Raw genomic sequence first — 24962 nt, forward strand, 5'->3', positions numbered from 1 at the left:
GCTGTGCGTTTAAATTACTTGCTAACTCTCTGATTTATTAATATCAATTACCTGTTTGCGCTACCCCTAATATTGAAAATATCTTACACTGGTTTTATCTCAAGCAAGGTCAGTGTTATATGCTAAATATTATTCAATCAAACCGGATGGAAGCCCTGCAAGCGCAGTTCCACCAGCTGTTAAAAATAAACCCATTGCAAAGCCCGTTCGACAAAGAAGTGGTGCTAGTGCAATCGCCGGGTATGTCGCAGTGGTTAAAAATAGGTTTGAGCGAAAACTTAGGGGTTGCAGCGCAGGTAGATTTTCCGCTGCCGTCGAGCTTTATTTGGCAGTTGTATCAGCAATTACTGCCAAATGTCCCTAAAGAGTCGGCATTTAATAAGCCCAACCTTGCTTGGAAACTGTTTGCAATTTTACCAACCTGCATTGATGAACCGCTTTATTTGCCGCTAAAAACCTATTTAGAGGGCGATATTGACGGGCAAAAAACCTTTGCGCTATGCGAAAAAATAGCCGATGTGTACGACCAATATTTAATGTACCGACCGCACTGGATAGCCACATGGGATAGCGGCAAAGATGAGCTTGATGACGTAGATGTAGCCATTGCCCCATGGCAACCTGATTTATGGCGACGCATTGTAAAGCTAAGCCAAGAACTTGGGCAAAGCCAATTTCATCGCGCTAACATGCAAGGGCAATTACTTGCAGCACTTGAGACTATGGATAATAGCATACTGCCACAACGCATTAGTTTATTTGGTATATCGGCGATTGCCAGCTCCCAGCTTGAGGTGTTTGAAGCACTGAGTAAAAAAACAGAGGTTATATTATTCTTTTTTAACCCAAGTGAGCACTACTGGGGCGATATCATAGATGAAAAAACAGCAGCTAAAATAAGCGCTAAATACGCCAAAATGCCGCTGGTGGAAGCGCAACAAAAAAAACAAACCAATCCAGATGAAGAATACTACTTTATTGGTAATCCGTTGTTATCGTCGTGGGGTAAATTAGGCCGCGACTATTTTGAACAACTTGTACAGTTAGATGCCCGTTGGATTGATGGTTTTATTGATGTGTTTGACGACACCTTACTAGGGCAAGTACAAAGCGAGATTTATCAGCTTGCGTTTAAAGGCGAATCGCTGACCGATAACAAAGAGTGGTTTATAAACGACGAAGGTAAGTTACCAATCAGCGCAACCGACACCAGTATTACGCTCAGCGATTGCCATACACCGCTCAGAGAAGTTGAGCGCTTGCACGACTACTTACTTAACTTATTTAATCAAAACCCAACGCTTACCCCCAAAGACATAATCGTCATGATGCCCGATGTAGGCACTTACAGCCCCTACATTGAAGCCGTATTTGGCGGGGCACAAGGCAGCCGCTTTATTCCTTATGCATTAGCCGATTTAGCCATAGAGCAAGAAAAGCCCGTGCTTAGCTCATTTGCGAGTTTAGCTAACTTACCGTTTTCGCGCTTTGGTGTGTCGGATATTCTCGATTTATTACAAGTGACGCAAATAGCCGAAAAATTTGGGCTTGAAGCACACGAATACGAGCAAATTCAATACTGGCTTGAACGTGTAGGCGTTAAATGGGGTATAAATGCAGCGCATAAAAGCAGCTTTGATTTACCCGCTATCGATTTAAATACCTGGCAACATGGGCTCAACCGTTTACTGCTTGGTATTGCCATGCGCGACGAACAATGCCCGTTTAACGGTATTTACAGCGCTGATGAAGTAGAAGGCATGGCGCTTGATACACTTAACAAGCTCGTGCACTTTATTGATGTACTGCAAAGCTTTAAAGAGCAGCTAACGCCTGATGACACGCTCACCAATAAAGCGCATATTTTAAGCGAGCTATTAAACGCCATATACGAAAGTGAAAGCGACGACAGCTGGGATTTATTAGTACTTCAAAACGTGCTCGAAGAGTTACAAAAACACCACGACAACGGCGATTACAGTAAAGCGGTTTCGCAGCGTATTGTTAGTTACTTAGTTAAACAAGGCATTCAAGAAAAAGGCGTAGGGCAGCGGTTTTTGGTTGGGCAAGTAAACTTTTGTACGCTTATGCCCATGCGCGCCGTACCATTTAAAGTGGTATGTATGCTGGGCTTAAACGATGCCGACTACCCGCGTAACGTACAACCCATTGGTTTTGACTTAGTGCCTTATTCTAAAAAGCAAAAAGGTGACCGATCACGTAAATTAGATGACCGCTACTTATTTTTAGAAGCGCTACTGAGTGCCCGCGACAACTTATACATGAGTTACATTGGTCGCTCGTGTTTTGATAACCAACCGCGCATGCCATCAACGCTTGTAAGCGAGCTGTTAGAATATATTGGGCGTAGTTTTGTATTAAGCGAAAAGAGTAAAAAAACGCTGCCCGCATGTCTAATTAATCAGCAGCATTTACAGCCCTTTAATAGCCATTACTATTTAGCCGATGAGCAAGCTAATACTGTGCTGAGCAACCACAGTTACAATCCAATTTGGCTGCCAAGTGAGTCAATTAAACCAGAGCCAGTTATTGCGCTTGATGTGACTGTGCCAGATCAGCTAGATCTCGATGTGTTTATTAGAAGTGTGTGCAGCGCACAAGAGAGCTTTTATCAACAAACATTGGGCTTACGCCTACCACAATTTAACGAAGTAGCAAAAGACGAAGAACCCTTTAGCCTAGATGCGCTGCGCCGTTATTTTTACCTTGATGAAATACTTAAAGCCAATATAAACGAGCAACCCCTAAGTACCGAGCAAATACTGCAGCGGGGTGAGTTACCTCAAGCCAATGTAGGCAGCCTCATATTTGAGAGTATGGAGCACCGAGTTGACGCGCTTGCAGGGCAAGTAAAAGAGCACATTAAAGGCGGAAAAAGTGAGCCGATAGAAGTTTTGCTTACCATTGAAGGCACCAAAGTAGAGGGCTGGCTCAATCATGTTTATTTGCAAAAACAAGTGTTTTACCGCAGTGCGAGTATTAAAGCGAAAGATTTAATTAAAGGCTTTATTTATCACCTCGCAGCGCAAAGTATGGATCAACAAGTAGAAACATTGTTACTTGGACTCGATAAGCAAATTACCTTTGCGCCAATTAATAAAGCTGATGCCGATGCATTGTTACTTGATTGGTTTGAATTATACAAAGCGCTGCGCGCGGAGCCTGTGCCGTTCTTTCCGGTAAGTGGTTATGAATACGTTAAAAGCGGCGGCGATATAACAAAAGCAATGAGCAAATTTAGCCCGCAATACATAGGGCGAGGCGAGGGCGAAAACCCGTATATTCGCTTAACGGTGCAATCGCTAAATGACTGCCAAGAAGAATTTATAAAATGGAGTGATAAATTGCTCACGCCTTTATTTGAACACGCAAAGGAGAGTGACCATGCAAGCGCTTAATCCTCTTACTATGCCGCTCATTGGTCAAAGTTTAATAGAAGCCAGTGCGGGTACTGGTAAAACTTATACAATTACGGGGCTGTATTTACGTTACTTACTAGGCATGCAAATAGAAGGTGAGTTAAATACGCCGCTGAGTGTTGAGCAAATTTTGGTTGTAACCTTTACCGACGCTGCCACTCAAGAAATTAAAGACCGCGTACGCAGCCGAATTATTGCTGCACGCGACGCACTGCTTGGGCAAAACCCAAACGACGAACTCATTGAAGGCGTAATTGCCAAAATTGACGATAAACACCGCGCGTTTGATTTACTCGATGCGGCTGCTAAATCAATGGACGAAGCCGCTATTTTTACTATTCATGGCTTTTGTCAGCGGATGCTAAAACAACATGCGTTTGAGTCGGGTGTGGCGTTTAATCTCGAATTTATTTTAGATGAGCGCGACATACTGCTCGAAACCATTAAAGATTTTTGGCGTGCGTTTGTATACCCACTTAATAAAGAACGCACCGATGCTATTTTAGATGTATTTGCCGCACCAGAGTCTTTATTCGCTCAAGTGGCGAGCATTTTAAACAAAGCTAATGCGCACATTACGCCACAAATAAATTTAGATGATGTATGGAAAGCCCGTGAAGAGTACATAACCCGTGTGCCTGCATTTAAAAAAGCGGTGTTAGAGCAAGAGTTTATCGGTGCTATTAAAAGCTCGGGTTTAAGCGGGTCTAAAACGCCAGCACGAAAAGGCAGCCTTGGTGCGCTTGAAGCATTTTGTTTAGGCGGCGATTTGTTTTTTGAATTTGGCACTAGCAAGTATTCGTTTGAAGTGTGGAGTACAGAAAACTTAAGCGATGTGAGCAATTATAAAAAAAATCAGCCATTATTTGTGCATCCATTACTGAGTCAGTTTGACGAGCTTGCCGCCCTTAACAACACCATAAACCAAGGGCTCAAAATAGCGGTTGTACAACATGCAGCACGCTGGGTAAAAGCCGCAATAGTTAAGCGTAAACAAGAGCAAAGCGTTATCACCCCAGATGACTTATTGACTAATTTACACAGTGCGCTTAATAACGAGCAAGGCGACGTACTAGCGCAAAAAATTGCGCAGTTGTTCCCGGTTGCCATGATTGATGAATTCCAAGATACCGATCCGATTCAGTACGGTATTTTTAGTAAAATTTATGGGCAACAAAATACCACGCTTGCCATGATAGGCGACCCTAAACAAGCTATTTATGGCTTTAGGGGCGCAGATATTTTTACCTATATTGGCGCAAAAGAAGCTGTACAGACTGAACAGCAATTTACGCTGGGTACTAACTTTCGCTCAAGCACCGATATAGTCAATAGCGTTAATAGTTTATTTGGCAAACACGCTAACAGCTTTATTTATAACGACGCCATCCCCTTTAACGCAGTAGCTGCTAAAGGTAAAAAAGCGGAAGACTCTTTTTTAATTGATGGCAAACCCGCGACCGCATTCGAATTTAATGTATTTGTGGATGAAGCCGCAGACGAAAAAAACAAACCAACCAATAAAGGTATAGGGCAAGCGCATTTAGCCACTCACTTTGCTAATAAAATAGTCACCCTGCTTGAAAAAGCAAAACAAGGGGATGCGTGTATTGGCAGTACCCCTGTAAGCGCTGCCGATATTTGTATATTAGTGCGCGACCGTGTTGAAGCGCAAATAATGAAAAAAGCGCTAGATGATGCCAAAATTTCCAGCGTGTATTTATCGCGCGAGAGCGTTTTTAGCCAAGAGCTTAGCCATCACCTACTTAACTTTTTAACAGCGCTGCATGGACAATATGACGAGTCATTGCTGCGCGGTGTTTTAGCTGGTCCGCTATTTTGTTTAAGTTATAACGAAATACATGCACTCGCTGATGATGAAAATAAATGGCAAGACTACTTAAACTTTTTTGCACAACTTAGCCACATTTGGAACAAGCAAGGCGCTATGGCAATGCTTGAGCGCTTAATGAGCCATAACCAACTTAGCGCTAAATGGCAAGGGTTAGGATATAACGTTGAGCGTTGGCTGACGGACTTTAGGCACTTGGGCGAAATACTCCAGCAAAAACAAATAGAGCTTGAAGGCACGCTGCGTTTACTGCGATGGTTTGCACAAAAGGTAAGCCAACAAGACGGTGAAACAGTACAGGTACGCCTAGAAAGTGACGCCAACTTAGTTAAAATTGTCACTATGCATGCCTCAAAGGGGCTTGAATACCCTTTGGTATTTATGCCGTTTGCCAGTGGCTATCGCGAAACAAAAGAAGCGCTTTATCATAATAATTGCAAGCTAGTTTACGATTTAAGTAAAGACGAAGATGCCCTTCAAAAAGCAGAACAAGAACGCCTAGCTGAAGATTTACGCCTGCTTTATGTAGCACTTACTCGCGCCGTACATTTTTGTGCGCTTGGTGTTTATAACATTGGGCAAGGACAAAGTAGCCGCTTGGCTATGCAAAGTAGTGCACTTGGGCATGTTTTATTTGCAGGGCTTGAACTTGCCAGTAGCCAAACATGGCGCACGCATTTAAGTGAGTTTTGCGACGCTAACAGCGCGATGAGCTATCAGCAATTTACCTCACAAACATTATTAGAGCAGGGAACACTTTGTTTTAATAACAGTGAAAGTGCGCAGCAAACGTTAAGTGTTAATAAAGTAACGGCAAATATTGAGCGTAACTGGCGAGCAACTAGCTTTAGTGCATTGAGCTTTAAAAAGCACAGCGACCAATTAGCCCCAGGGCGAAGTGATGAAGATCACGAAAAAGACGAGTTTGCAGTGCAAGAGGACGAAATACCATCACCTTATAGTTTTCCTAAAGGGGCAAAGCCTGGTAGCTGTTTACACGAAATATTTGAACAAATAGATTTTACTAGCCCAATAGTTCACCCAACTAATACTGAGCAAAACTTATCTGAGGTAGTTAAGGGCAGCCTTGAAAAGTACCACATAGGTGAGCAATGGCGAGAAGTGGCTGAAAAATGGGTGCTTGATGTTCTTGCGTGTCCCCTAGATAACAGCCTTCTTTCATTGGGTGTGCTTACACCTAATGATTGCCTAGTCGAAATGGAGTTTAATTTACCCCTTGAGAGCTTAAGTGCACCTAAGCTAAACGAAATGCTAATTAAACATTTTGGTTTTACGCAAAGTAAGCTTGAATTTTCGCAAGTAAAGGGCTTGTTAAAAGGCTTTGTCGATTTAATATTTTGCTACCAAGGCAAATATTATATTTTAGATTATAAGTCTAATTATTTAGGTAGCACGCCAGCTGATTACGAGAGCGATATGCTTGAGCAAGCGATGAGCAGTCATCAGTATCATTTACAGTATTTAATCTACACGGTAGCGCTGCATCGTTTATTAAAACAACGTATAGCTGATTACTCAATAGAAACTCATTTAGGCGGCGTGTATTACACGTTTTTACGTGGGATGCCGGCAGGGCAAGGCGTGTACTTTAAAAAGCTAACTGAAGAACAAGTGATTATTTTAGATGGCTTATTTAGCCAAGGAGCCATGCTATGAGCGATTTAAATGAGCAACCTGGCTTGTTTGACGATATAGACGAGACACTTAATAATGAAGCCGTAGAGCCTCTTACTTCAAAAAATGTAGCACAAGATGTCCCATTAGAGGACATTGTGTTAAATAATACTATTATCGAAGTCCCGTTACTTGAATATTTATTAGCGCAAAATAGGCTACGTGTGGTTGATGTTAAACTCGCTGAATTACTGTGTGCTAATGACATTGAGCAAACACATAATGAGCTGTTTTATATTATTTTATTACTGTGCTTATCGCAGCAAAGTCAGCATAGCTGCCTAACTTTAAATGAGGTTGACTGGAGCAATCCTTTTAACTTGCGCAAAAGCGACTTTAATAAACTAGATGGCAATGTACCCAGTACGCTAAGCCCGTTTAGTGATGACTTTAATGTACATACAGCGCTCAGTTATTTACAAAACCATGAAAGCGTGGGCGAAAATAAACCACTGCAACTGTTTAAAGAGCGACTTTATTTTGCGCGCCTTGCCGGTTATGAGCAAACACTCGCAGATAGACTATTAAGCATGAGCGAGCGAAAGCTCAATATTAATAATAAAATATTGGCAGAACTTTTAAATACCTATTTTCCTGCTGATTCTGCAATTGAAACTGATTGGCAAAAAGTGGCGTGTGCGATTGCTGCCACCAAAGGCTTTAGCGTGATCACGGGTGGTCCAGGTACCGGTAAAACTACCACAGTGACTAAGTTGTTGGCTATTTTGCAGTCACTTTATAAAACCGCGCCGCTTAGCATTAAGCTGGTGGCCCCTACAGGTAAAGCCGCTGCACGTTTAAGTGAGTCTATTTTAGGCGCTAAAAATAAGCTCACAACGATTCCTGATGATATAAAAACGCTGATACCGCAAAACGCTCAAACTATTCATCGCTTATTAGGCGTAAAACCGTTTACTAATAAATTCAGACATAACAAAAGCAATCCACTGCATTTAGATGTGCTGATTATTGACGAAGCCAGTATGGTCGATTTATCGCTGATGGCTAAATTAATAGAAGCACTGCCTGCGCATGCGAGATTAATACTCCTAGGTGACAAAGACCAGCTTGCCTCGGTAGATACTGGCAGCGTAATGAGCGATTTATGCCAAGGTTTAACACTTGGGCAAACGCCACGCTACTCGCAAGCACGTTGTGATGAGCTAAATAGCTTATGTTTTAATAATGAGCCTAAGCTCGTAGCGCAAAGCGTGAGTGAATTTAAACTCGCAGATTGCGTTGCCTTTTTACAGCACAGTTATCGATTTGATGCACAAAGCGGCATTGGTCAACTCGCACTTGCGGTAAACACAAATAACACCGGTATTTTAAATTACGTTGAGCAAGAAAGTACCGAAGGGCGTTTTAACGATGTAATTTTAGATTACGACTTTGTAGCGAAACCAATTGAAAAGCTTGTTAAAAGTGCAGCAAGTCATTATGCAAAATACCTTAACTTAATTGCCCAAGGTGCAGATGTTGCACAGGTGCATGCTGCTTTTGCTAGTTATCAGCTTTTAGCTGCGGTACGAGAGGGCGATTACGGTGTGCATAGCTTAAATCAGCGAATAGAGCGCGTATTGCAACAGCAAGGTTTAATAACAGTTAGCCCTAATACTCATCATTATACAGGCATGCCCATTATGGTGAGCCAAAACGATTACCAGCTTAAGTTATTTAACGGCGATATTGGTATTTTAATGCCCGATGAAAGCAATCAGCTCAAAGCCATATTTATTGACGAGCAAGGTAATCAACGAGCATTTTCGCCAGCACGACTCCCTGCACACGATAAAGTATACGTAATGACTATTCATAAATCACAAGGTTCAGAGTTTAGTTACACCGCTATGGTACTGCCACCGCTAAAACAAGCGCGCATGGGTATTAACAGGCAATTAGTGTATACGGGAATAACCCGCGCTAAAAATAAGTTTGAGCTGGTGGCTGACAAAAAAGTACTGCAACTTGCAATGAATAAAAGCGTATCAAGAGCATCAGGTTTATATGAAAGGTTACAATTTTAAGCTTAGTTTGAATTTTGATTAATAATTTAGCTTCAAACTGCTTGTTATTTATCGCCTTATTATAAATGTCTTCTATACTAAAATTAATTTTATATTGAATGTATTTGGGCGTGTTGATCTTTGGTGGGTGAATTTGCGGCAGTGTGTTTGGTTTTTAGGCAAGGCAGAGCCTAAGTAGTGTGGTATTTCCCATAAATAGGCGATAACGTAGTATAAATACCAAACATACGCTGCCCTTTGGGTTCTTTCTAGGGACGATTAACTCTTTGTTGCCTACATGGATGTAGGTAAGGGGCGTGAGCAGGACGCGGAAGCTTTGCTCGGTTTTTACTTATTCTTACATGGATGTAAGCCATTAGAATAACGCAGGAGCAGTTATCGAGCCCACTAGGTTACAAACCTCGCGCCGTGATTTAATCGCCCCTAGATTGAACAAATTTCAATCCACAAAGGTCAACACGCCCAATTAAGGATATTAATGTTTTTTTCTAAAAATAAGCAAAATGAAATAGCCTCTTTAAAAGCAGAACTCTATCCGTTACAACAAGTGTGGGAAGGGCTTTACCGAGAGATGTTAGTTGTTAATATTCTTTATGATGGGCGTATTTCGCACGCCAATGATAGGTTTTTAGAAAACTTAGGCTACAACGAAGACGATCTTACTAATAACTCTTTTGATGATTTTATTACTGAGTCATCTCGTCAATCTTCAGAATTTAAAAGCCTACAGCAAGCTATAAAAAAAGAAGGACATTGGGGCGGTGCATTACAAATTGCGCGCGGTGATGGTAAAGCTGAATGGTTACGTTTAATAGTACATCCTGTAAAAGGGGAGCAAGATCAGTTGCTCTATTTTTCCATATTCGGGAGTGTGCTTACAAAAACAATTACGGCTTCCCGCGAGCAAAGCGACACTATTAAAGCAATATATCGCTCTATGGCAGTAATTGAATTTGATTTAGAAGGCCATGTTTTAAAAGCAAATGAGCAGTTTTTATCAGCAATGGGTTATCAAGAAAGTGAATTAATAGGAAAACACCATCGCACATTTTGTGAAGCTTCAGAGTATAATTCCCAAGAGTATCAACAGTTTTGGGCTAAATTAAGAGAAGGACAGTTTATAGCGGAGCGCTTTAAGCGTGTTGATAAATATGGCAATGTTGTATGGTTAGAAGCGTCATATAACCCAATCTCAAATGACGCAAATGAGCTTTATAAAGTGATGAAGTTTGCAACAGTTATTACAGAGCAAGTAAATCAAGAAATTGCGATATCTCAGGCTGCCGAAATTGCTTATAGCACCTCAACCCAAACGGATAAAAAAGCAGAGCAAGGCGCGAGCGTTATACAAGATACGGTTGCAGTAATGACCGAGCTGGCTATTAACATGGAGCAAGCGGCAAGTGAAATTTCAGCGCTTGATCAGCAGTCGCAACAAATATCGAGTATTGTACAAAGTATTAGTAGTATTGCAGAGCAAACCAATTTGTTAGCATTAAATGCCGCAATTGAAGCGGCTAGAGCTGGCGAGCAAGGTCGAGGCTTTGCTGTGGTTGCAGACGAGGTTCGACTGCTTGCATCTCGTACATCAAAAGCAACAGAAGAAATAGTAGAAGTAGTACAGCGTAACCAATCACAAACCCAAAATACGGTGGCTGTAATAGAAAAAGGTAAAGAAAAAGCAGAGCAAGGTTTAGCACTATCTAAAGAGTCGGGTGATGTGATGCAGGAAATTCAGCAAGGCGCACAAGAAGTTGTAAATGCGATTGGGCAATTTACCAGTGAACTCAAAGCTAACGGCTAGATTAGTTACGTCCTTATTCTAAAGCGGGCACCTTTACCGGTACCCGCTCAACCTAACCCCCCTCAATATTACTCTCGAAACATCCCTGATAATTTTAAATTTAACAACTATTCTTTATTAACCCATTAAATAACAAGTAATAAGTTTCTTCATCCCTATAAATGATAATAAATTGTTGCATTTTTGTTCTTTGTTCCTAATACTGATGAACGCCAAGGCTGACAAGCCCTAGTATGAATACCTTAAATGATAATAAAATATTACGTACATAACATTAAGGAATTGTATGAACAACACTAAGCGCACACACACATTAATTAAACCAAGTCACCTAATTGGTGCTGGGCTTGCTATGCTAATGAGCTTTTCTGCTGCGAGTAAAGACTACAAAATTATATTAATTCACGGGTTACAAACTTCGCAAATAACCAATAAGTCGGGTAGTGATGTAATTAATGACGGTGAAACATATTGGCAATCGTACTGGAATAATCGTGCAGATGAGCGAATTGATTGGCCTGCTTATGAGCGAATTGAAGGTAAAATTGCTACCGATTGGGTGTGGCCAAAGTTAAAGCAAATTTCACGCTCTAATTTATGCAGTGATGGCTGTGTATTTGTAACACATTCAACAGGCGACTTAGTTGCACGCCATATTATTGATAACCAAGAAAACTGGTTAGAAAACGCAGGCTTACAGCCGCTTAATATTGTTGCGACGTTTGATTTAGCAGGCGCGGGTGGTGGAAGTGAGCTTGCAGATGTAGCCGTTAGTGCTTTAACTGGCGCATCATGGAACTTTGCGGTCGATGCAGCACTCAAATGGTGGCTAGGGAGCGATGTAACCGAAGCTGTTGGTGTATTACACGATTTAAAAGTGAATAATGCCCGTAAAATATCGCCATTTCCTGATGCACGTACACCTAGATTACGCTTTGTGGCAGATGGTAATGCGTATTTAGGTTTAACAGGTGGATTTTTAAAAGGTAATGATGATTCGGTTGTAGCATCGCACTCTTCATGTGGTGCAAGTTCGGCTGGCTCGTTTGGAAGTTGTAGCAGCAGTATTGATACAGATGGCCATTTAAAATCGCAAGGTGATGCTGTTAGTAGCTTTATGCCAAATCATTATCCAATGATGATGAGTGACAGTTATAGCCATAACGAAATACATAACGCGCAGCGTAAAGGTAATGTCACAATAGCCATGAATAACGTAAATGTTGAAGGTAATAACGTAGGGTTTAATACGTTTGATAAAACTACAGGTAGTTGGTTTTGGAAAAAACAATATCGTTATATTAGGGATTCAAATAATTTAAGTGCATCAGCACTTATTTATAATGTGATTCCATAACATAGAAGGCGTGTAGTGATACCAATCTGCATAAATCTTTGATCAATTTAACGAATTAAATTCCACTATAACGTCGTTAAAAATTTTTTATTTACGACTGCATGGATGCAGGAGGTAGAGCAATGCAGGGAGCAATTGCCGAGAACAACTAGATACAAAAATTTTTGCCTAGTTCTAGCGTAATTTTCTTAACGTTAAATAGACCCATATATAAGCAGATTGGTATTAAAAACTATACGCCTTATAAAAGATTGAAATATAAAAATGAAAAAATTTTATGTCGTTGCTTTAATTATTAGCACTATTTTATTCTCGCTATGGTTTACTGGTAAAAATGATGCTCATAAAGTTGCTGAGCCAATAAAACCACAGATTAAACACAGCGCGAACGCACCTGACTTATCGCCTGTAAAAGTGATCCCTATAGATGTGCCTAAAGCTAAAAAACCACAATCAAAAAAGCAAATTGCGTTTAATGAAGACCTAACAAAAGCAGCGCAGCAAGTAGTGATGCAATACGAAAGTGCACTTAAGTTTCCTCCTTATTCCCAACCTTTGAGTCCTTTAGATGAAGATCGATTAAAGCCAAATCAGTTTTATCCTGTGTCGAGCCCCATAGGTGAAAGCGGCGATGCTTTAACGGTAAGCCTCAAACAATATCGTTTTGTATATCCAGAAGAAATAACAATAAAGGTAAGCGCTCAAGGGCTTGGTAAAGTGGTCATTGAACTTGCAAATACTGATACAAAGGAAGTACTAAATACCCATACGGGCAATGCGCGTGAAGGTGAGGCAATTATTACATTTAAAGAAGATGAAGATTACCCTCGTAGTTTGCAAGTGTATGTGCAGGGCGATGTTGACGGCAAAAAAGTACCCGTAGTTGCGCAAATTCAATATATGCCGCCAAGTGCTACTTTGACAGGTTTTGAAATTGCTTATGCTCAAAATGAAAACATGATTATGCCAGCTAATTTAACGGTGATAAAAAGTGGTTTGTATCGTGTTAGGGCGAATTTATATAGTGGTGATACACCACTTGCTCATTTGGTATCTAAGGAACGCTTAACACAAGGGAGCCAAACCGTAGACTTAAAAGCTCATTGGTCAGTATTACCTAAGGGCGTTACCGATATGCGCTTAAGTGACTTTGTAATAGAAAGAATGTCGCCAAGCCCAGGTGAGCGTAACAGCTTTGGGAATAGTGAAATAAGCCATTTTGATATAAACGATTTCTCGTACGACAGTTTACAGCAGTTGCCGTATCAGACTAATGCACAAGAAAAGTTAAGTTTAGAGTTTTTACAAGGCCTAGCTGAGAGTTAAAAAGACAACGTAAGGCTGAATTGGTAAATTTAAGGGGGTTGTACATAAATACAACCCCCTTAAATTTGTTAGCCTAGATATGTTAGCTTAGATTTATAGTAACTACACTTGGCGCTTCTTGTTCATCAAGCTCATTAGTAACAGGCACTTTAGGAATGTCTGGCTTATCAAGAGCTATATCGCCACCATCAATGACTTCACCGGTTTGTAAGTTTTTAAAATCAAACAAATCAGCATCAGCTAAGTGTGAAGGCACGACGTTTTGCATTGCTGTAAAAATACTCTCAATACGGCCTGGGTGCTCAGCATCCCATTTAGCGAGCATTGCTTTTGTATGTTTACGCTGTAGGTTTTCTTGCGAACCACATAGGTTACACGGAATAATTGGATAACCTTGTGCAAATGCGTATTGGCTTATATCGCTTTCTTTGCAGTATGCAAGTGGGCGAATAACCATATGCTCGCCGTTATCACTCATTAATTTAGCCGGCATACTTTTTAGTTTTCCACCGTAAAACATATTTAAAAACAACGTTTCAATCATGTCGTCACGATGGTGGCCAAGGGCTATTTTAGTTGCGCCTAACTCATTTGCTGTACGGTATAAAATACCACGACGCAGTCGTGAGCAAAGTGAACAGGTTGTTTTACCTTCAGGAATAATGTCAGTAACAATGCTGTAGGTATCTTCTTCTACAATTTTGTATTCTACATTTAATTTATCAAGATACTGAGGTAAAACATGCTCAGGAAAACCTGGTTGTTTTTGATCTAGGTTTACAACAACGAGATCAAACTTTATAGGTGCTACACGTTTTAAATGTTGGAGCATTTCAAGCATTGTGTAGCTGTCTTTGCCACCTGATAAACACACCATTATACGGTCACCTTCTTCAATCATATTGAAGTCCATAACGGCTTGACCAGTTTGGCGACGTAAACGCTTTTGTAGCTTATTTAAGTTAAATTGAGCTTTAGCTTGATCTGAGTGTGACAATTACGCCCCCTAGTAAAACAATACAGCAAAGTTATTTGCTAAAAATAAAGGGGCGTATTATACCCAAACCACCTGAATATGCGAGTTTAGGATGTAATTAAACACGGTATTTTTAGCAAGTAACAAACTGGATGTTACTTGCTAAATTTTTAATTAATCTAGTTTCTTTGCCATCGGGCTTACGTAACCATCGGGCTTGAGTGCTAGTACATCGCAGTCAAGGCTATCAATTACATGCTCTGCTGTATTACCTACTAAAGCGGCACTTAAGCCTGTACGACCAACGGTACCTATAACTACTAATTCACTATTTAACCGCTTAGCTACATCAGGGATTACATCCTCTGGTAGGCCTTCTTCAATAAAACATTGCTCTTGGCTTAAATTAAACTCAGCAGCAAGTGCATTGGTTGATTCAATGTGGTGTTTTTTAACTGATTCGTTATAAAGTCCAGGGTTAAACTCAGGAATTTCGATTGCTATATTTATGGGCGTTGCAGGATAAGCATTAACTAAATTAAGTTTTGCGTTGGCAAGTTCACATAAAAATTGTGCGTCTTTAATTACCCGTTTATTAAGTGCTACATGTTCTTCGTTTTCACTAACCGAATTCACAGCAGCTAAAATATTACCGTTTTCTGGCCATGCCATTTCTTTAACAAACAACACCGGGGCAGGGCATTTTCGTACTAAATGCCAGTCGGTAGGGGTGAAAATAACGGATTTAAGTGCACCATGTTGATGTGTGCCTTTAATTACTAAATCGTACTTTTGATCAATTACAGTATCGATTATGGCTTCATAAGGACGGTTATGCCAAACCACTTGGGTGTCAATATCTATATCTTTGTAAGGTGAAACCAAATCTTTAAGCCATAGCTGGCGATCTTTTAGTACGGCATCACGCATTGCTTCGCGTTCATCGCCAGATAGCATCGTTGTCATTTCATAAGAGAAGTCGTAAACCGTCATAAAGGCGGTAATACTTGCGCCAGATTTTTTGGCTAAGTCTATTGAACGTGATAAACCGTGTTGATCGTCTTTGGTAGGGTCAATAACCGCAATAATGCGTTTAATAGTGTTCATATGCTACTCCATTTGCCTAACGGGTGTACAATTAGTGTAACGCAAATATAAAACAGTTAAAGGGGTAGCATATAAATTGTTGTTCTAAATCAAACTATTTAATTTAGCGAGGCTTAACGATTGCTGCCGTTTTAGCTAAGGCATCATTATCTAAAATTGTAATAAATTTACCTTCTACTTTAATTAAGTCGGCTTTTTGAAAACGGCTTAATAAACGGCTAATGGTCTCTACGGTAAGGCCTAAGTAGTTACCTATTTCACCGCGAGTCATGGTAAATCTAAATTCTTTGCGTGAAAAACCACGTTCACCAAAACGCTCTGACAGGTTATAAATAAAACTAGCTAAGCGTTCTTCTGCTGATTTTTTATTGAGTAATAACAGCATTTCTTGATCGTATGTAATTTCGCTGCTCATCAAGCGCATTATTTGTTGACGAAGTTTTGGTAATTTACCAGCAAGTTCGTCAAGGGTATCGAATGGTATTTCGCACACCATTGACGTTTCAAGTGCTTGTGAAAAACTCTGGTGCGCCATTTTACTTATCGCGTCAAAGCCTACTAAGTCACCCGCTAAATGAAACCCGGTTATTTGCTCATCACCTTGCTCTGATAATGTGTACGATTTAAATGACCCAGAGCGTACAGCATAAATAGCCTGTAAAGGTGCGCCTGATTCAAATAGATAATCGCCTTTATGGAGTGGTTTTTTTCGCTCAATAATTTCGTCTAGCTTATCCATTTCTTGGCCATTGAGAGAAAATGGCAAGCACAATTGACTAATACTGCAGTTATTACAGCTAATAGCACAATTACCTTTAGCGCGACTTTGAGAGAAATCCATAATTTAATCCGTTTAAATTTTTATACACACGACTGCAAAATAACCATAAAAGGTTAATACTGCGAATAGGTTATTGTATCAGCTTGTCAGTTGCAATTATCAATAAGTAGATACCATACCAGATTATAACACTGCCCAATACAATTCGGGTCCAAGGGTGGTTAATAATACTATTTAGTTTTTGTGCGGTAACGCCTAACGTGATCATTGCGGGGAAAGTACCCAAAGCAAAACATAGCATCACTAAAGCACCGTCTAGGGCACTTGGGCTAGTCATCGCCCATGTAAGTGCTGAGTAAACAAGTCCACATGGAAGCCATCCCCACAAAGCACCGTAACCTAGGGCTTTAAATGGTGAGTTAATAGGCATTAAGTATTTATTTAGCTTAACAATGTGTTGCCACACTAAGGTTTTACCAATTTTTTCTAACCATTGCAACGTAGGACCCAAGCGCATTATATACACGCCGACTAGGAGCATAAAAATAGCTGCAATGAATGAAAGTGCTAAAGAAAAAGATGTGTTTTGCCTAGCAAATTGGCTGCTAATACCAGCAACAAGTGCACCTGCTGCCATGTAGCTCAGTGCACGCCCGGTATTATAGGCAAATGAATAGGTAAATGTTTTGCGTTTATCACTTGCCAGTTGTAATGAGCTTGCAATACCGCCGCACATGGCAATGCAATGACCGCTACCTATTAGCCCCATTAAAAATGCGCTGGTGTAAAGAGGGTCAATCATTACTTTTGTTATGTTGCTCTTTGTCGTCTTCAAACAAAATACTATGACCTTGCTTATTTAAATCAGAAAACTGCTCACTTTTTACGGCCCAAAAGAAAACGCCTGTAGCAATAATGACAAACAAAATGGCAATGGGGATCAAAATGTAAATTATGCTCATAACTTTAATAGCCTTAGTGAATTACTAATCACAATAATTGAGCTGGCAGACATGCCAATAACAGCCATCCACGGAGCGACTAAGCCGAGTGCTGCCAATGGTAATATGGACGCATTATACAATAAAGACAGCGCAAGGTTTTGCTTAATAATTCGTCTGGTTTGTTTTGCCACATTGAGTAAATGATCAATTGAAGCTAAATCGCTATTAAGGAGCACTACATCGGCGCTATTTTTTGATATGTCAGCACCGGTTTCCATTGCAATGGATAAATGCGCACTGGCAAATACAGGGCTGTCGTTTACGCCATCGCCGACCATTGCTACAACTTCGTTTTGTGACGCCCATTTTTCAACGGCTGTTTGTTTATCTTGTGGCGAACACCCAGATTGCACACTTTCAAGGTTGAGTTGCTTAGCTACTTTTTGCCCAGCATCTGATGCGTCACCGGTTAACATATGACACGTTAAATTTTGCGATTGAAGTGAGTCTATAAGCTTTTTAGCATCGTTTTTTACTTTATCAATAAAGTAAAAACGTGCAACAACCTGCTTATTTATATACAAGCTTGCTTGTGCATTTGATTTTTTGCTATCAAACCAACCACTTTTACCAATTGCATAATGATTAGTTGCATCTTGTGCGCTAATTCCCAGACCTGGATGCACTTCAACGTTATTAAGATTGTGGTGAGCAGGAGTAATTTCATCAAATGCGCTGGCGATAGGGTGCTCAGAATAACGCTCTAACATAGCTGCCATATCTAGCACTTGCGCTTTTGTGTATTGCTTATCGAGTATATCTACTTCATCTAGGCTAAATTTACCTTGAGTAAGTGTGCCTGTTTTATCAAAGGCAAATAACGTAATTTGTGAGAGTGTTTCGAGCACATGCGCTTGTTTTATTAATACGCCTTTACGGGTCAAGGTTGCAACCGCGCATGTAAGTGCGGTTGGTATGGCTAAACTCAGGGCACATGGGCAGGTAGCAACTAAAACCGAAATGGTGATCCAAAATGCGTGTTCAGGGTCAATTTGGTACCAGCCAATAGCTGTAAGTGAAGCAAATACAAGCAAACAAGCTATGAACCACTGTGCGACTTTATCTGTAATTTCAACCAGTTTAGGGCGCTTGGTTAATGCGTTATGTTGCAGGCGTATTATTTGATTTAAAAGTGTATTTTGGCCAATTTTATTAATTTTTATTTCAATAACGCCGTCATGGTTAACGCAACCGGCGTAGACATTGTGGCCGATAAATTTTGTAACGGGTTGGTGTTCGCCCGTCATCATTGATTCATCAACCGTAGTTTTACCCTTTATAAGTTTGCCGTCGGCAGGGATTGTTTCACCCGCTTTAATGAGTACTACGTCATTAAGTTTTAGTTTTTTGGCTGCAATTATAAGTTCTTCACCACTGTCGTTAATGGTGCGGGCTGTTAATGGCAATAATTTTTGTAAGTTGGCAGTAAATTCGCTCGCTTTTAAACGCGCTCTAAATTCAAGGTACTTACCTAATAAAAGTAAAAAGGTAAACATGCACACAGACTCAAAATATACTTCGCCGACTTGCATAAATGTGGCGTAACAACTTGCGCCAAACGCACCAAAAATAGCCAGCGATACGGGTAAATCCATATTGAGCTGTTTTGCTTTTAAGCCATTTATGGCGTTGGTTAAAAAGGGCAGTGCGCTGTACAAAATAACCGGAGAGGCGAGTACTAAGCTAATCCATCTAAAATACTGCTCAAAATTGCTGTCCATCCCTGAAAACATGCCAAAGTACATGGCAAACGCAAACATCATAACTTGCATGGTCATTAAGCCTGCAACACCTAAGCGGCGAATATAGGCTTTGGCAGTTTGTTGCTTTTGTTGAGCTTCAATATCTGATTGAAATGGGTAGGCTTTATAACCAATTTTGGCTAAGGAAGTAATAATTTCACTCAATGGGGTGTTGGTTTTATCCCATTGGATCATCGCGCGGTTGGTGGATGTATTTACATCAACCCGTTTTACAGTCTTTAAGTTTAAGAGTTGTTTTTCGATAAGCCATGCACACGCTGCGCAGGTTATACCTTCAACACTCAACAATACCTCTGAGATATTGTCGTTAGTAGCTATAAATTCGTCTTGAATATCTTCGTTGTCATAACTTTTTATAAATGCGAGTTGCTCAGGTACCAGTTGCTCAACCTTGCCTGCGCGAACAGTTCGGTATTTATAATAATCAGTCATACCTTGATCAACAATATTTTGCGCAACTGCTTGGCAGCCAATGCAACACATTGGCTGGGCTATATCGTCAATTATAACGTTTGCGCTAAATCCGTTTGGCACACTTTCAAGGCAATGAAAGCAAGAGTGAGACATAGTGATGATTACTTATAGTTAGGAGTAACTAAAACGGTTTCAGCCGTCGGTAGAACAATGTTTTCTTTTAGTTTCCAGCTGCCATCAATTGGCTCAATAAATACAGAATATGCACCTGGCGTATACTTATCAAGTAATGCAGTAAATTCTTGATTGGCATTAGGTGTAAGTGTGGCCTCAAAGTCATGCGCTTTAATAGTACGGTGGTAAAACGAAAGTTTTAAAACATGTACGTTGCTACTGTCACCTTTTGTAAACTTAAAGCTTACACGCTCGTTGGTAACATTTAATTCGCCATGTAAGTAAAGTGCTTTTGCTTTTTCAAACTTAGTCAGTTCTAAGTTTATTGCTTTGCCTTTTTTGTAGTAGTCGTCAACAACCATATCTGGGCCGTTACCTATTGCCGTAATAAATAAGCTAATACAGCCAATAATGGCAACTAACGGAAAAAAGATTAAAAACCAAGGCCAAAAATTTTTATACCACGGAGTAGGTTGCATAGTGTCTCTAAAATTAGTTTAGGAAGCGTTATTTTATAGGAATTATACGTAAAAGACTAAAAAAAAGCCTCCGACTGGAGGCTTTTTTGATCTGGATTAATCTATTGAATTAAATAAATTAGTTTATAAACATTTTATTAACCGCGTGCTTATTTATCTTGCGATAAACTGTAAACGTAGGCTGTTAATAAGTGAATCTTATCTTCACCTAAAATGTCTTTCCAAGCAGGCATTACACCAGCACGGCCGTGGTTAAGTGTTTCTTCAACAGCACGTTGAGAACCACCGTATAACCAAATGTTATCAGTCAGGTTAGGCGCGCCAAATGGTAGGTTATGTGCAACCGACCCTTTACCGTCAGCACCGTGACATGCTGCACACATTGCAAACTTAGCTTTACCTGCGGCAGCATCTTTTTGGTTAACAGTACGACCAGAAAGGCTCAGCACATGTGCAGTCATTTCTTTAACGCCTTGCTCACCAAGAGCATCGCCCCAAGCTGGCATTGCAGCTATACGACCATTAAGCAGTGTTTCTCTAATTTTGTCTGGTGTACCGCCATATAACCAATCTTTATCAGTTAGGTTAGGGAAGCCTGTTCCACCACGTGCATCAGAGCCGTGACATTGCGCACAGTTTTGTGAGAATAAACGCTGACCAATTTCGATGGCTAATTGACCATCTGTTTGTTCATGTTTGTCACCATTTTCAAGAGCAACTTGCTGCGCTGCGTCACCTTCAAACTTAGAATTAACTAAATCTAAAACCGGCACTTGTGCAAGTCGATTAAAAATAGGACCAAAGCGTTCTTCTGCAGCTTCATACTCTTTATCAAGTTTAACAAAACGACCTTCTGCTTTGGCCTCTGCAACTGCTTTTTTAGATTCAGCTAAAGACGTAATACCTTGGTTAGAGCTAGTCCATTTACCAAAACCTTCCCAGTTACCTAAACCTGGGAAAGCTGCAAGGTAATATACTGACCAAATAAAAGTTGCGAAAAACATGTAGGTCCACCATTTTGGTAGTGGATTATTTAGCTCTTCAATGCCGTCAAATTCATGTCCACAGCTTTCACCTTCTTTTACGCCAGCATAGTTTTTTAAGTTCCAAACTAATAGGCCAAAGATGATGCATAAGCATGCAAGGGTTAATACAATAACCCAAATACTCCAAAAGCTAGTCATTTTTCAGACTCCTTTTCCTCGTTAGAGAGTGTGTTGTTATGTTTTTTTTCATCTTCGAAAATGGCATTAGCAGCGCTATCAAAACGATTTTTGCTACGCTTGCTGTATGCCCATACAACAATCACAATAAACAATACTAAAATTACCAGAGTCAAAATGCCTCTGTATGTTCCGTAATCCATAATAATTTACTTCAAGTGGGTACCAAGTTGCTGTAAATACGCGATTAGAGCTTGGATTTCTGTTGCGCCTTCGCCGTTATTCATAGCGTTAACTTTTTCAACATCAGCTTTAAGTTCTTCGTCGCTGCCATAACCTAGGCCCGGGTGTTTAGGGTTTTCTGGGTTAATAGCAAAAGTATCACGGAAAATTTGTAGTTTTTTCAGAGTCAGGCTTGTGTCTACCTTATCCTCTGCTAACCAAGGAAAACCTGGCATATTCGACTCAGGAACCACAGCACGTGGGTCAACTAAGTGAGCATAATGCCAATCGTCCGAGTAACGTTTACCAACGCGAGCAAGGTCAGGGCCAGTACGTTTAGAACCCCATTGGAAAGGGTGATCCCATACTGACTCGCCTGCTACAGAGTAGTGACCGTAACGCTCAACTTCATCACGAAAAGGGCGGATCATTTGTGAGTGACAGTTATAACAACCTTCACGTACATATATGTCACGGCCTTCCATTTCTAAAGCATTAAGAGGGCGTAGGCCTTCTACTGGTTTAGTTGTGTCGTCTTGGAACATTAGCGGAGTAATTTCAACTAATGCACCAAAGCTGATAGCAAAAACAGTCAGAATAGCCATAAGGCCAACGTTCTTTTCTACTATTTCATGTTTGTTTTGTGAATTTTTATTGCTCATCATCTCACTCCGTTATGCTAATTGTGCTTGCGCGTCTAACTTCAGAGATTCTTTCTCAGCTGAAATTGTACGGAAAACGTTATAAGCCATAACTAACATGCCTGTTACGATGAATACACCGCCTACAAAACGCATAATGTAGAAAGGATGCGACGCTTCTAAAGACTGCACAAAGCTGTACATTAATGTACCGTCGGCATTTACCGCACGCCACATTAGACCTTGCATTACACCAGAGATCCACATTGCAACAATGTATAAAACAACACCTACAGTATGTAACCAGAAGTGGGTGTTAACTAATTTAACGCTATACATACGACCTTGCGCAAATAACGCAGGAATTAAGTGGTAAATAGCACCAATTGAAATCATAGCAACCCAACCTAGTGCACCTGAGTGTACGTGGCCGATCGTCCAATCTGTGTAGTGAGATAACGCATTTACAGATTTAATTGCCATCATAGGGCCTTCGAACGTAGACATACCGTAGAAAGACAATGAAACAACTAAGAAGCGTAGTACTGGATCAGTACGCAGTTTATGCCATGCGCCTGATAGGGTCATAATACCGTTAATCATACCACCCCAAGACGGTACGAATAGGATAATAGACATAACCATACCTAAACTTTGCGTCCAATCAGGAAGTGCAGTGTAGTGAAGGTGGTGAGGACCTGCCCAGATGTATAATGAAATTAATGCCCAAAAGTGAACTACCGATAAACGGTATGAGTAAACTGGGCGACCTGCTTGTTTTGGTACAAAGTAATACATCATACCCAAGAAACCAGCAGTTAATAGGAAACCTACAGCGTTATGACCGTACCACCACTGAACCATAGCATCTACCGCACCTGCGTAGATTGAGTATGATTTAGTTAACGACACAGGCACTGCCATGCTGTTTACAATGTGTAGTACTGCAACAGTAATAATAAAGCCAGCATAGAACCAGTTAGCAACATAAATGTGCGACACTTTACGCTTGATTAAAGTACCAAAGAATACAATAGCGTAAACAATCCAAACCACAGCGATTAAAATATCGATTGGCCATTCAAGTTCTGCGTATTCTTTTGAGCTAGTAATACCAAGTGGTAATGTAATTACTGCTAATACAATAACTAGCTGCCAGCCCCAAAATGAAAAGGCGGCGAGTTTGTCTGAGAAAAGACGCGTTTGGCAAGTACGTTGTACGACGTAATAAGACGTCGCAAACAGTGCACTAGTACCAAATGCGAAAATTACTGCGTTCGTGTGTAACGGACGTAGTCGAGAGTAAGTTAACCATGGTGTATCAAAGTTAAGTGCTGGCCAAGCTAATTGGGCAGCAATCAGAACCCCAATACTCATGCCAACGATGCCCCAAATCACTGTCATAATAGCGAATTGGCGTACAACCTTATAGTTATACTCAGTTTGTGATGCTACTGTTTGGCTCATTTTCTGGCTTCCGCTGCAATAAATGCGTTTAGAAATGAATTACCCACTATTAAAAGTGGGGCCTACTATTTTTCTCAAGCGTGTTACCTAAAACTTTCAATACATGAAAACTTCAGAAAAAAAACTTGAGAAACCCTTATTTTTTGCGGGTGAAATGATAAATTTTTTGGCCTAAAAAAGATAGGTCAATTACATAAAATTATGACATCAATCAAACTTTGTGAGCTTGTTGTTTATTTTTTGATACAGTTTGTGCCTAATTTGGCCTAATAGTAACACTCGCACTTGTTATTTACAGTCACGATTATTAGTATTTGCTTTTCTTTAGTGCGAAATTGTTATGCTTATATATAGGTTAAGTTTATTCACTGTGGTGTTTTTTTTATTAACAGCGTGTGATTTTTCTAAAAATACAGATGAAAAATTTCTTAAAAATGCCCAGTGCGAAGCCAATTTGCCTTGTACTTTTTCAAATGATGTTAAAGTATGGTTAAGCGAGAAAACCCTTTCCCCCGAAACCCCATTTACTATCTTTAGTGACTTACCTGCAAACGTTACAATTGAAGATGCCAAGCTTAAAGGCATCACTATGTACATGGGTTACATTCCCCAAAAATTTAAAAAACATAATGATCTTTGGCAAAGTAATACTATGGTTGGTATTTGTTCAGAGCAAAATATGCTTTGGAATTTAGAACTAACCGTTAAAGATAATGCCACCTCTGTAATACAAACACTCAATTACTCTTTTTACGTTACGTATTAAAGTTGCGACTACAAACTCTTGTATACAGCTTACATTTTTGATGTGAGTTCGTTTTCTTATACATACGATTATTTGAGAGACAAGATCAATAAAATTGCCTTTTTAGGTTTTAATACTGACAAAACTTCAATAGTGAATAAGTGCTCTCAAAAAGTTCAACTTTAATTACGACTGAATAAAAAAATCTAATCAAAAAACCTTCCAAAGAGACTAAATAAGACTATTTAAGCATCAAGTATGCATAAATATGGTTATTAATTAACATTTAGTTTTGCGGTTTTAATAATGTGCTGTGATTAAGTTGTTAATTTGTCTGTTTTTGGTACGTAGCTCAGTTAATTACATTTGATTACAAAGTGAATCACTTTGGTTTCAGGTGTGTTTCTAATGTTTCCTTGTCTTTTCAAGGTATTGTTTTCAAAGTGTATTTATTAATTAACACTGAAACATAATGTAACCTATGTACCTACTATGGTTATTCAATTTTATTTCTTGATATAAATT

Annotated in this window: 18 protein-coding genes; 7 read left to right on the plus strand and 11 right to left on the minus strand. The window is 40.0% G+C overall.

Annotated elements, in window-relative coordinates; translation table 11 throughout:
- Positions 1-119 precede the first annotated feature (119 nt).
- From recC to H5161_RS05995, 6 genes are all read left to right on the plus strand, one after another.
- A complete protein-coding gene (recC, locus tag H5161_RS05970; protein ID WP_182768914.1) occupies positions 120-3419 on the plus strand; it encodes an exodeoxyribonuclease V subunit gamma in 3300 nt (1099 codons plus the stop codon).
- Positions 3406-6969 carry an exodeoxyribonuclease V subunit beta gene (gene recB / locus H5161_RS05975; RefSeq protein WP_182768915.1) on the plus strand — a complete coding sequence of 1188 codons (3564 nt, stop codon included), beginning with the start codon at positions 3406-3408 and terminating at the stop codon, positions 6967-6969. The genes recC and recB overlap by 14 nt, the downstream gene beginning before the upstream one ends.
- Positions 6966-9014, plus strand: coding sequence for an exodeoxyribonuclease V subunit alpha (gene recD, locus H5161_RS05980; protein ID WP_182768916.1), 2049 nt, complete (start codon positions 6966-6968; stop codon positions 9012-9014). Before recB ends, recD begins: the two co-directional genes overlap by 4 nt.
- 478 nt (positions 9015-9492) lie before the next feature.
- A complete protein-coding gene (locus tag H5161_RS20240; protein WP_182768917.1) occupies positions 9493-10818 on the plus strand; it encodes a PAS domain-containing methyl-accepting chemotaxis protein in 1326 nt (441 codons plus the stop codon).
- Positions 10819-11104: 286 nt separating this feature from the next.
- Positions 11105-12175: a hypothetical protein gene (locus H5161_RS05990; protein ID WP_182671759.1), complete on the plus strand. Its 1071-nt coding sequence runs from the start codon at positions 11105-11107 to the stop codon at positions 12173-12175.
- A gap of 264 nt (positions 12176-12439) precedes the next feature.
- On the plus strand, positions 12440-13501 hold the full coding sequence (locus H5161_RS05995; RefSeq protein ID WP_182671758.1) for a hypothetical protein: 1062 nt from the start codon (positions 12440-12442) through the stop codon (positions 13499-13501).
- An 82-nt stretch (positions 13502-13583) separates the two neighbouring features.
- Here H5161_RS05995 and ttcA read toward each other — a convergent pair whose 3' ends face one another.
- The 11 genes from ttcA to ccoN all read right to left on the minus strand — a co-directional run bounded on the left by ttcA (position 13584) and on the right by ccoN (position 23692).
- Positions 13584-14498 carry a tRNA 2-thiocytidine(32) synthetase TtcA gene (ttcA, locus tag H5161_RS06000; protein WP_002963067.1) on the minus strand — a complete coding sequence of 305 codons (915 nt, stop codon included), beginning with the start codon at positions 14496-14498 and terminating at the stop codon, positions 13584-13586.
- 153 nt (positions 14499-14651) lie between these two features.
- Positions 14652-15584 (minus strand): universal stress protein UspE, encoded by a 933-nt coding sequence (gene uspE / locus H5161_RS06005; protein WP_182768918.1) that lies wholly within the window; start codon positions 15582-15584, stop codon positions 14652-14654.
- Positions 15585-15687: 103 nt separating this feature from the next.
- A complete protein-coding gene (locus tag H5161_RS06010) occupies positions 15688-16425 on the minus strand; it encodes an FNR family transcription factor (RefSeq protein WP_002963069.1) in 738 nt (245 codons plus the stop codon).
- A gap of 70 nt (positions 16426-16495) precedes the next feature.
- The gene (locus H5161_RS06015) at positions 16496-17167 is read right to left on the minus strand and encodes a sulfite exporter TauE/SafE family protein (protein ID WP_039490095.1); all 672 of its coding nucleotides are present in this window, start codon (positions 17165-17167) and stop codon (positions 16496-16498) included.
- Entirely contained in the window at positions 17160-17327 is a 168-nt protein-coding gene (gene ccoS / locus H5161_RS06020; protein WP_182768919.1) for a cbb3-type cytochrome oxidase assembly protein CcoS, read from the minus strand. The genes H5161_RS06015 and ccoS overlap by 8 nt, the downstream gene beginning before the upstream one ends.
- Positions 17324-19699, minus strand: coding sequence for a heavy metal translocating P-type ATPase (locus tag H5161_RS06025; RefSeq protein ID WP_182768920.1), 2376 nt, complete (start codon positions 19697-19699; stop codon positions 17324-17326). The genes ccoS and H5161_RS06025 overlap by 4 nt, the downstream gene beginning before the upstream one ends.
- 8 nt (positions 19700-19707) lie before the next feature.
- Complete coding sequence (locus H5161_RS06030) at positions 19708-20199, minus strand: FixH family protein (RefSeq protein ID WP_002963075.1); 492 nt, start codon at positions 20197-20199, stop codon at positions 19708-19710.
- A gap of 149 nt (positions 20200-20348) precedes the next feature.
- A complete protein-coding gene (ccoP, locus tag H5161_RS06035; protein ID WP_138488889.1) occupies positions 20349-21383 on the minus strand; it encodes a cytochrome-c oxidase, cbb3-type subunit III in 1035 nt (344 codons plus the stop codon).
- A complete protein-coding gene (locus H5161_RS06040) occupies positions 21380-21565 on the minus strand; it encodes a CcoQ/FixQ family Cbb3-type cytochrome c oxidase assembly chaperone (protein ID WP_024597380.1) in 186 nt (61 codons plus the stop codon). Before H5161_RS06040 ends, ccoP begins: the two co-directional genes overlap by 4 nt.
- A 6-nt stretch (positions 21566-21571) precedes the next feature.
- Positions 21572-22246, minus strand: coding sequence for a cytochrome-c oxidase, cbb3-type subunit II (gene ccoO / locus H5161_RS06045; RefSeq protein ID WP_024597379.1), 675 nt, complete (start codon positions 22244-22246; stop codon positions 21572-21574).
- 12 nt (positions 22247-22258) lie between these two features.
- Positions 22259-23692, minus strand: a complete 1434-nt coding sequence (gene ccoN / locus H5161_RS06050) for a cytochrome-c oxidase, cbb3-type subunit I (protein WP_002961515.1) — start codon at positions 23690-23692, stop codon at positions 22259-22261.
- A gap of 340 nt (positions 23693-24032) precedes the next feature.
- Between ccoN and H5161_RS06055 the strand changes: the two genes are divergently transcribed.
- Positions 24033-24458, plus strand: a complete 426-nt coding sequence (locus tag H5161_RS06055; RefSeq protein ID WP_039490088.1) for a hypothetical protein — start codon at positions 24033-24035, stop codon at positions 24456-24458.
- Positions 24459-24962 lie beyond the last annotated feature (504 nt).

This window comes from Pseudoalteromonas sp. SG43-5, from assembly GCF_014164345.1.
In the GTDB taxonomy this organism is placed as follows: domain Bacteria; phylum Pseudomonadota; class Gammaproteobacteria; order Enterobacterales; family Alteromonadaceae; genus Pseudoalteromonas; species Pseudoalteromonas distincta.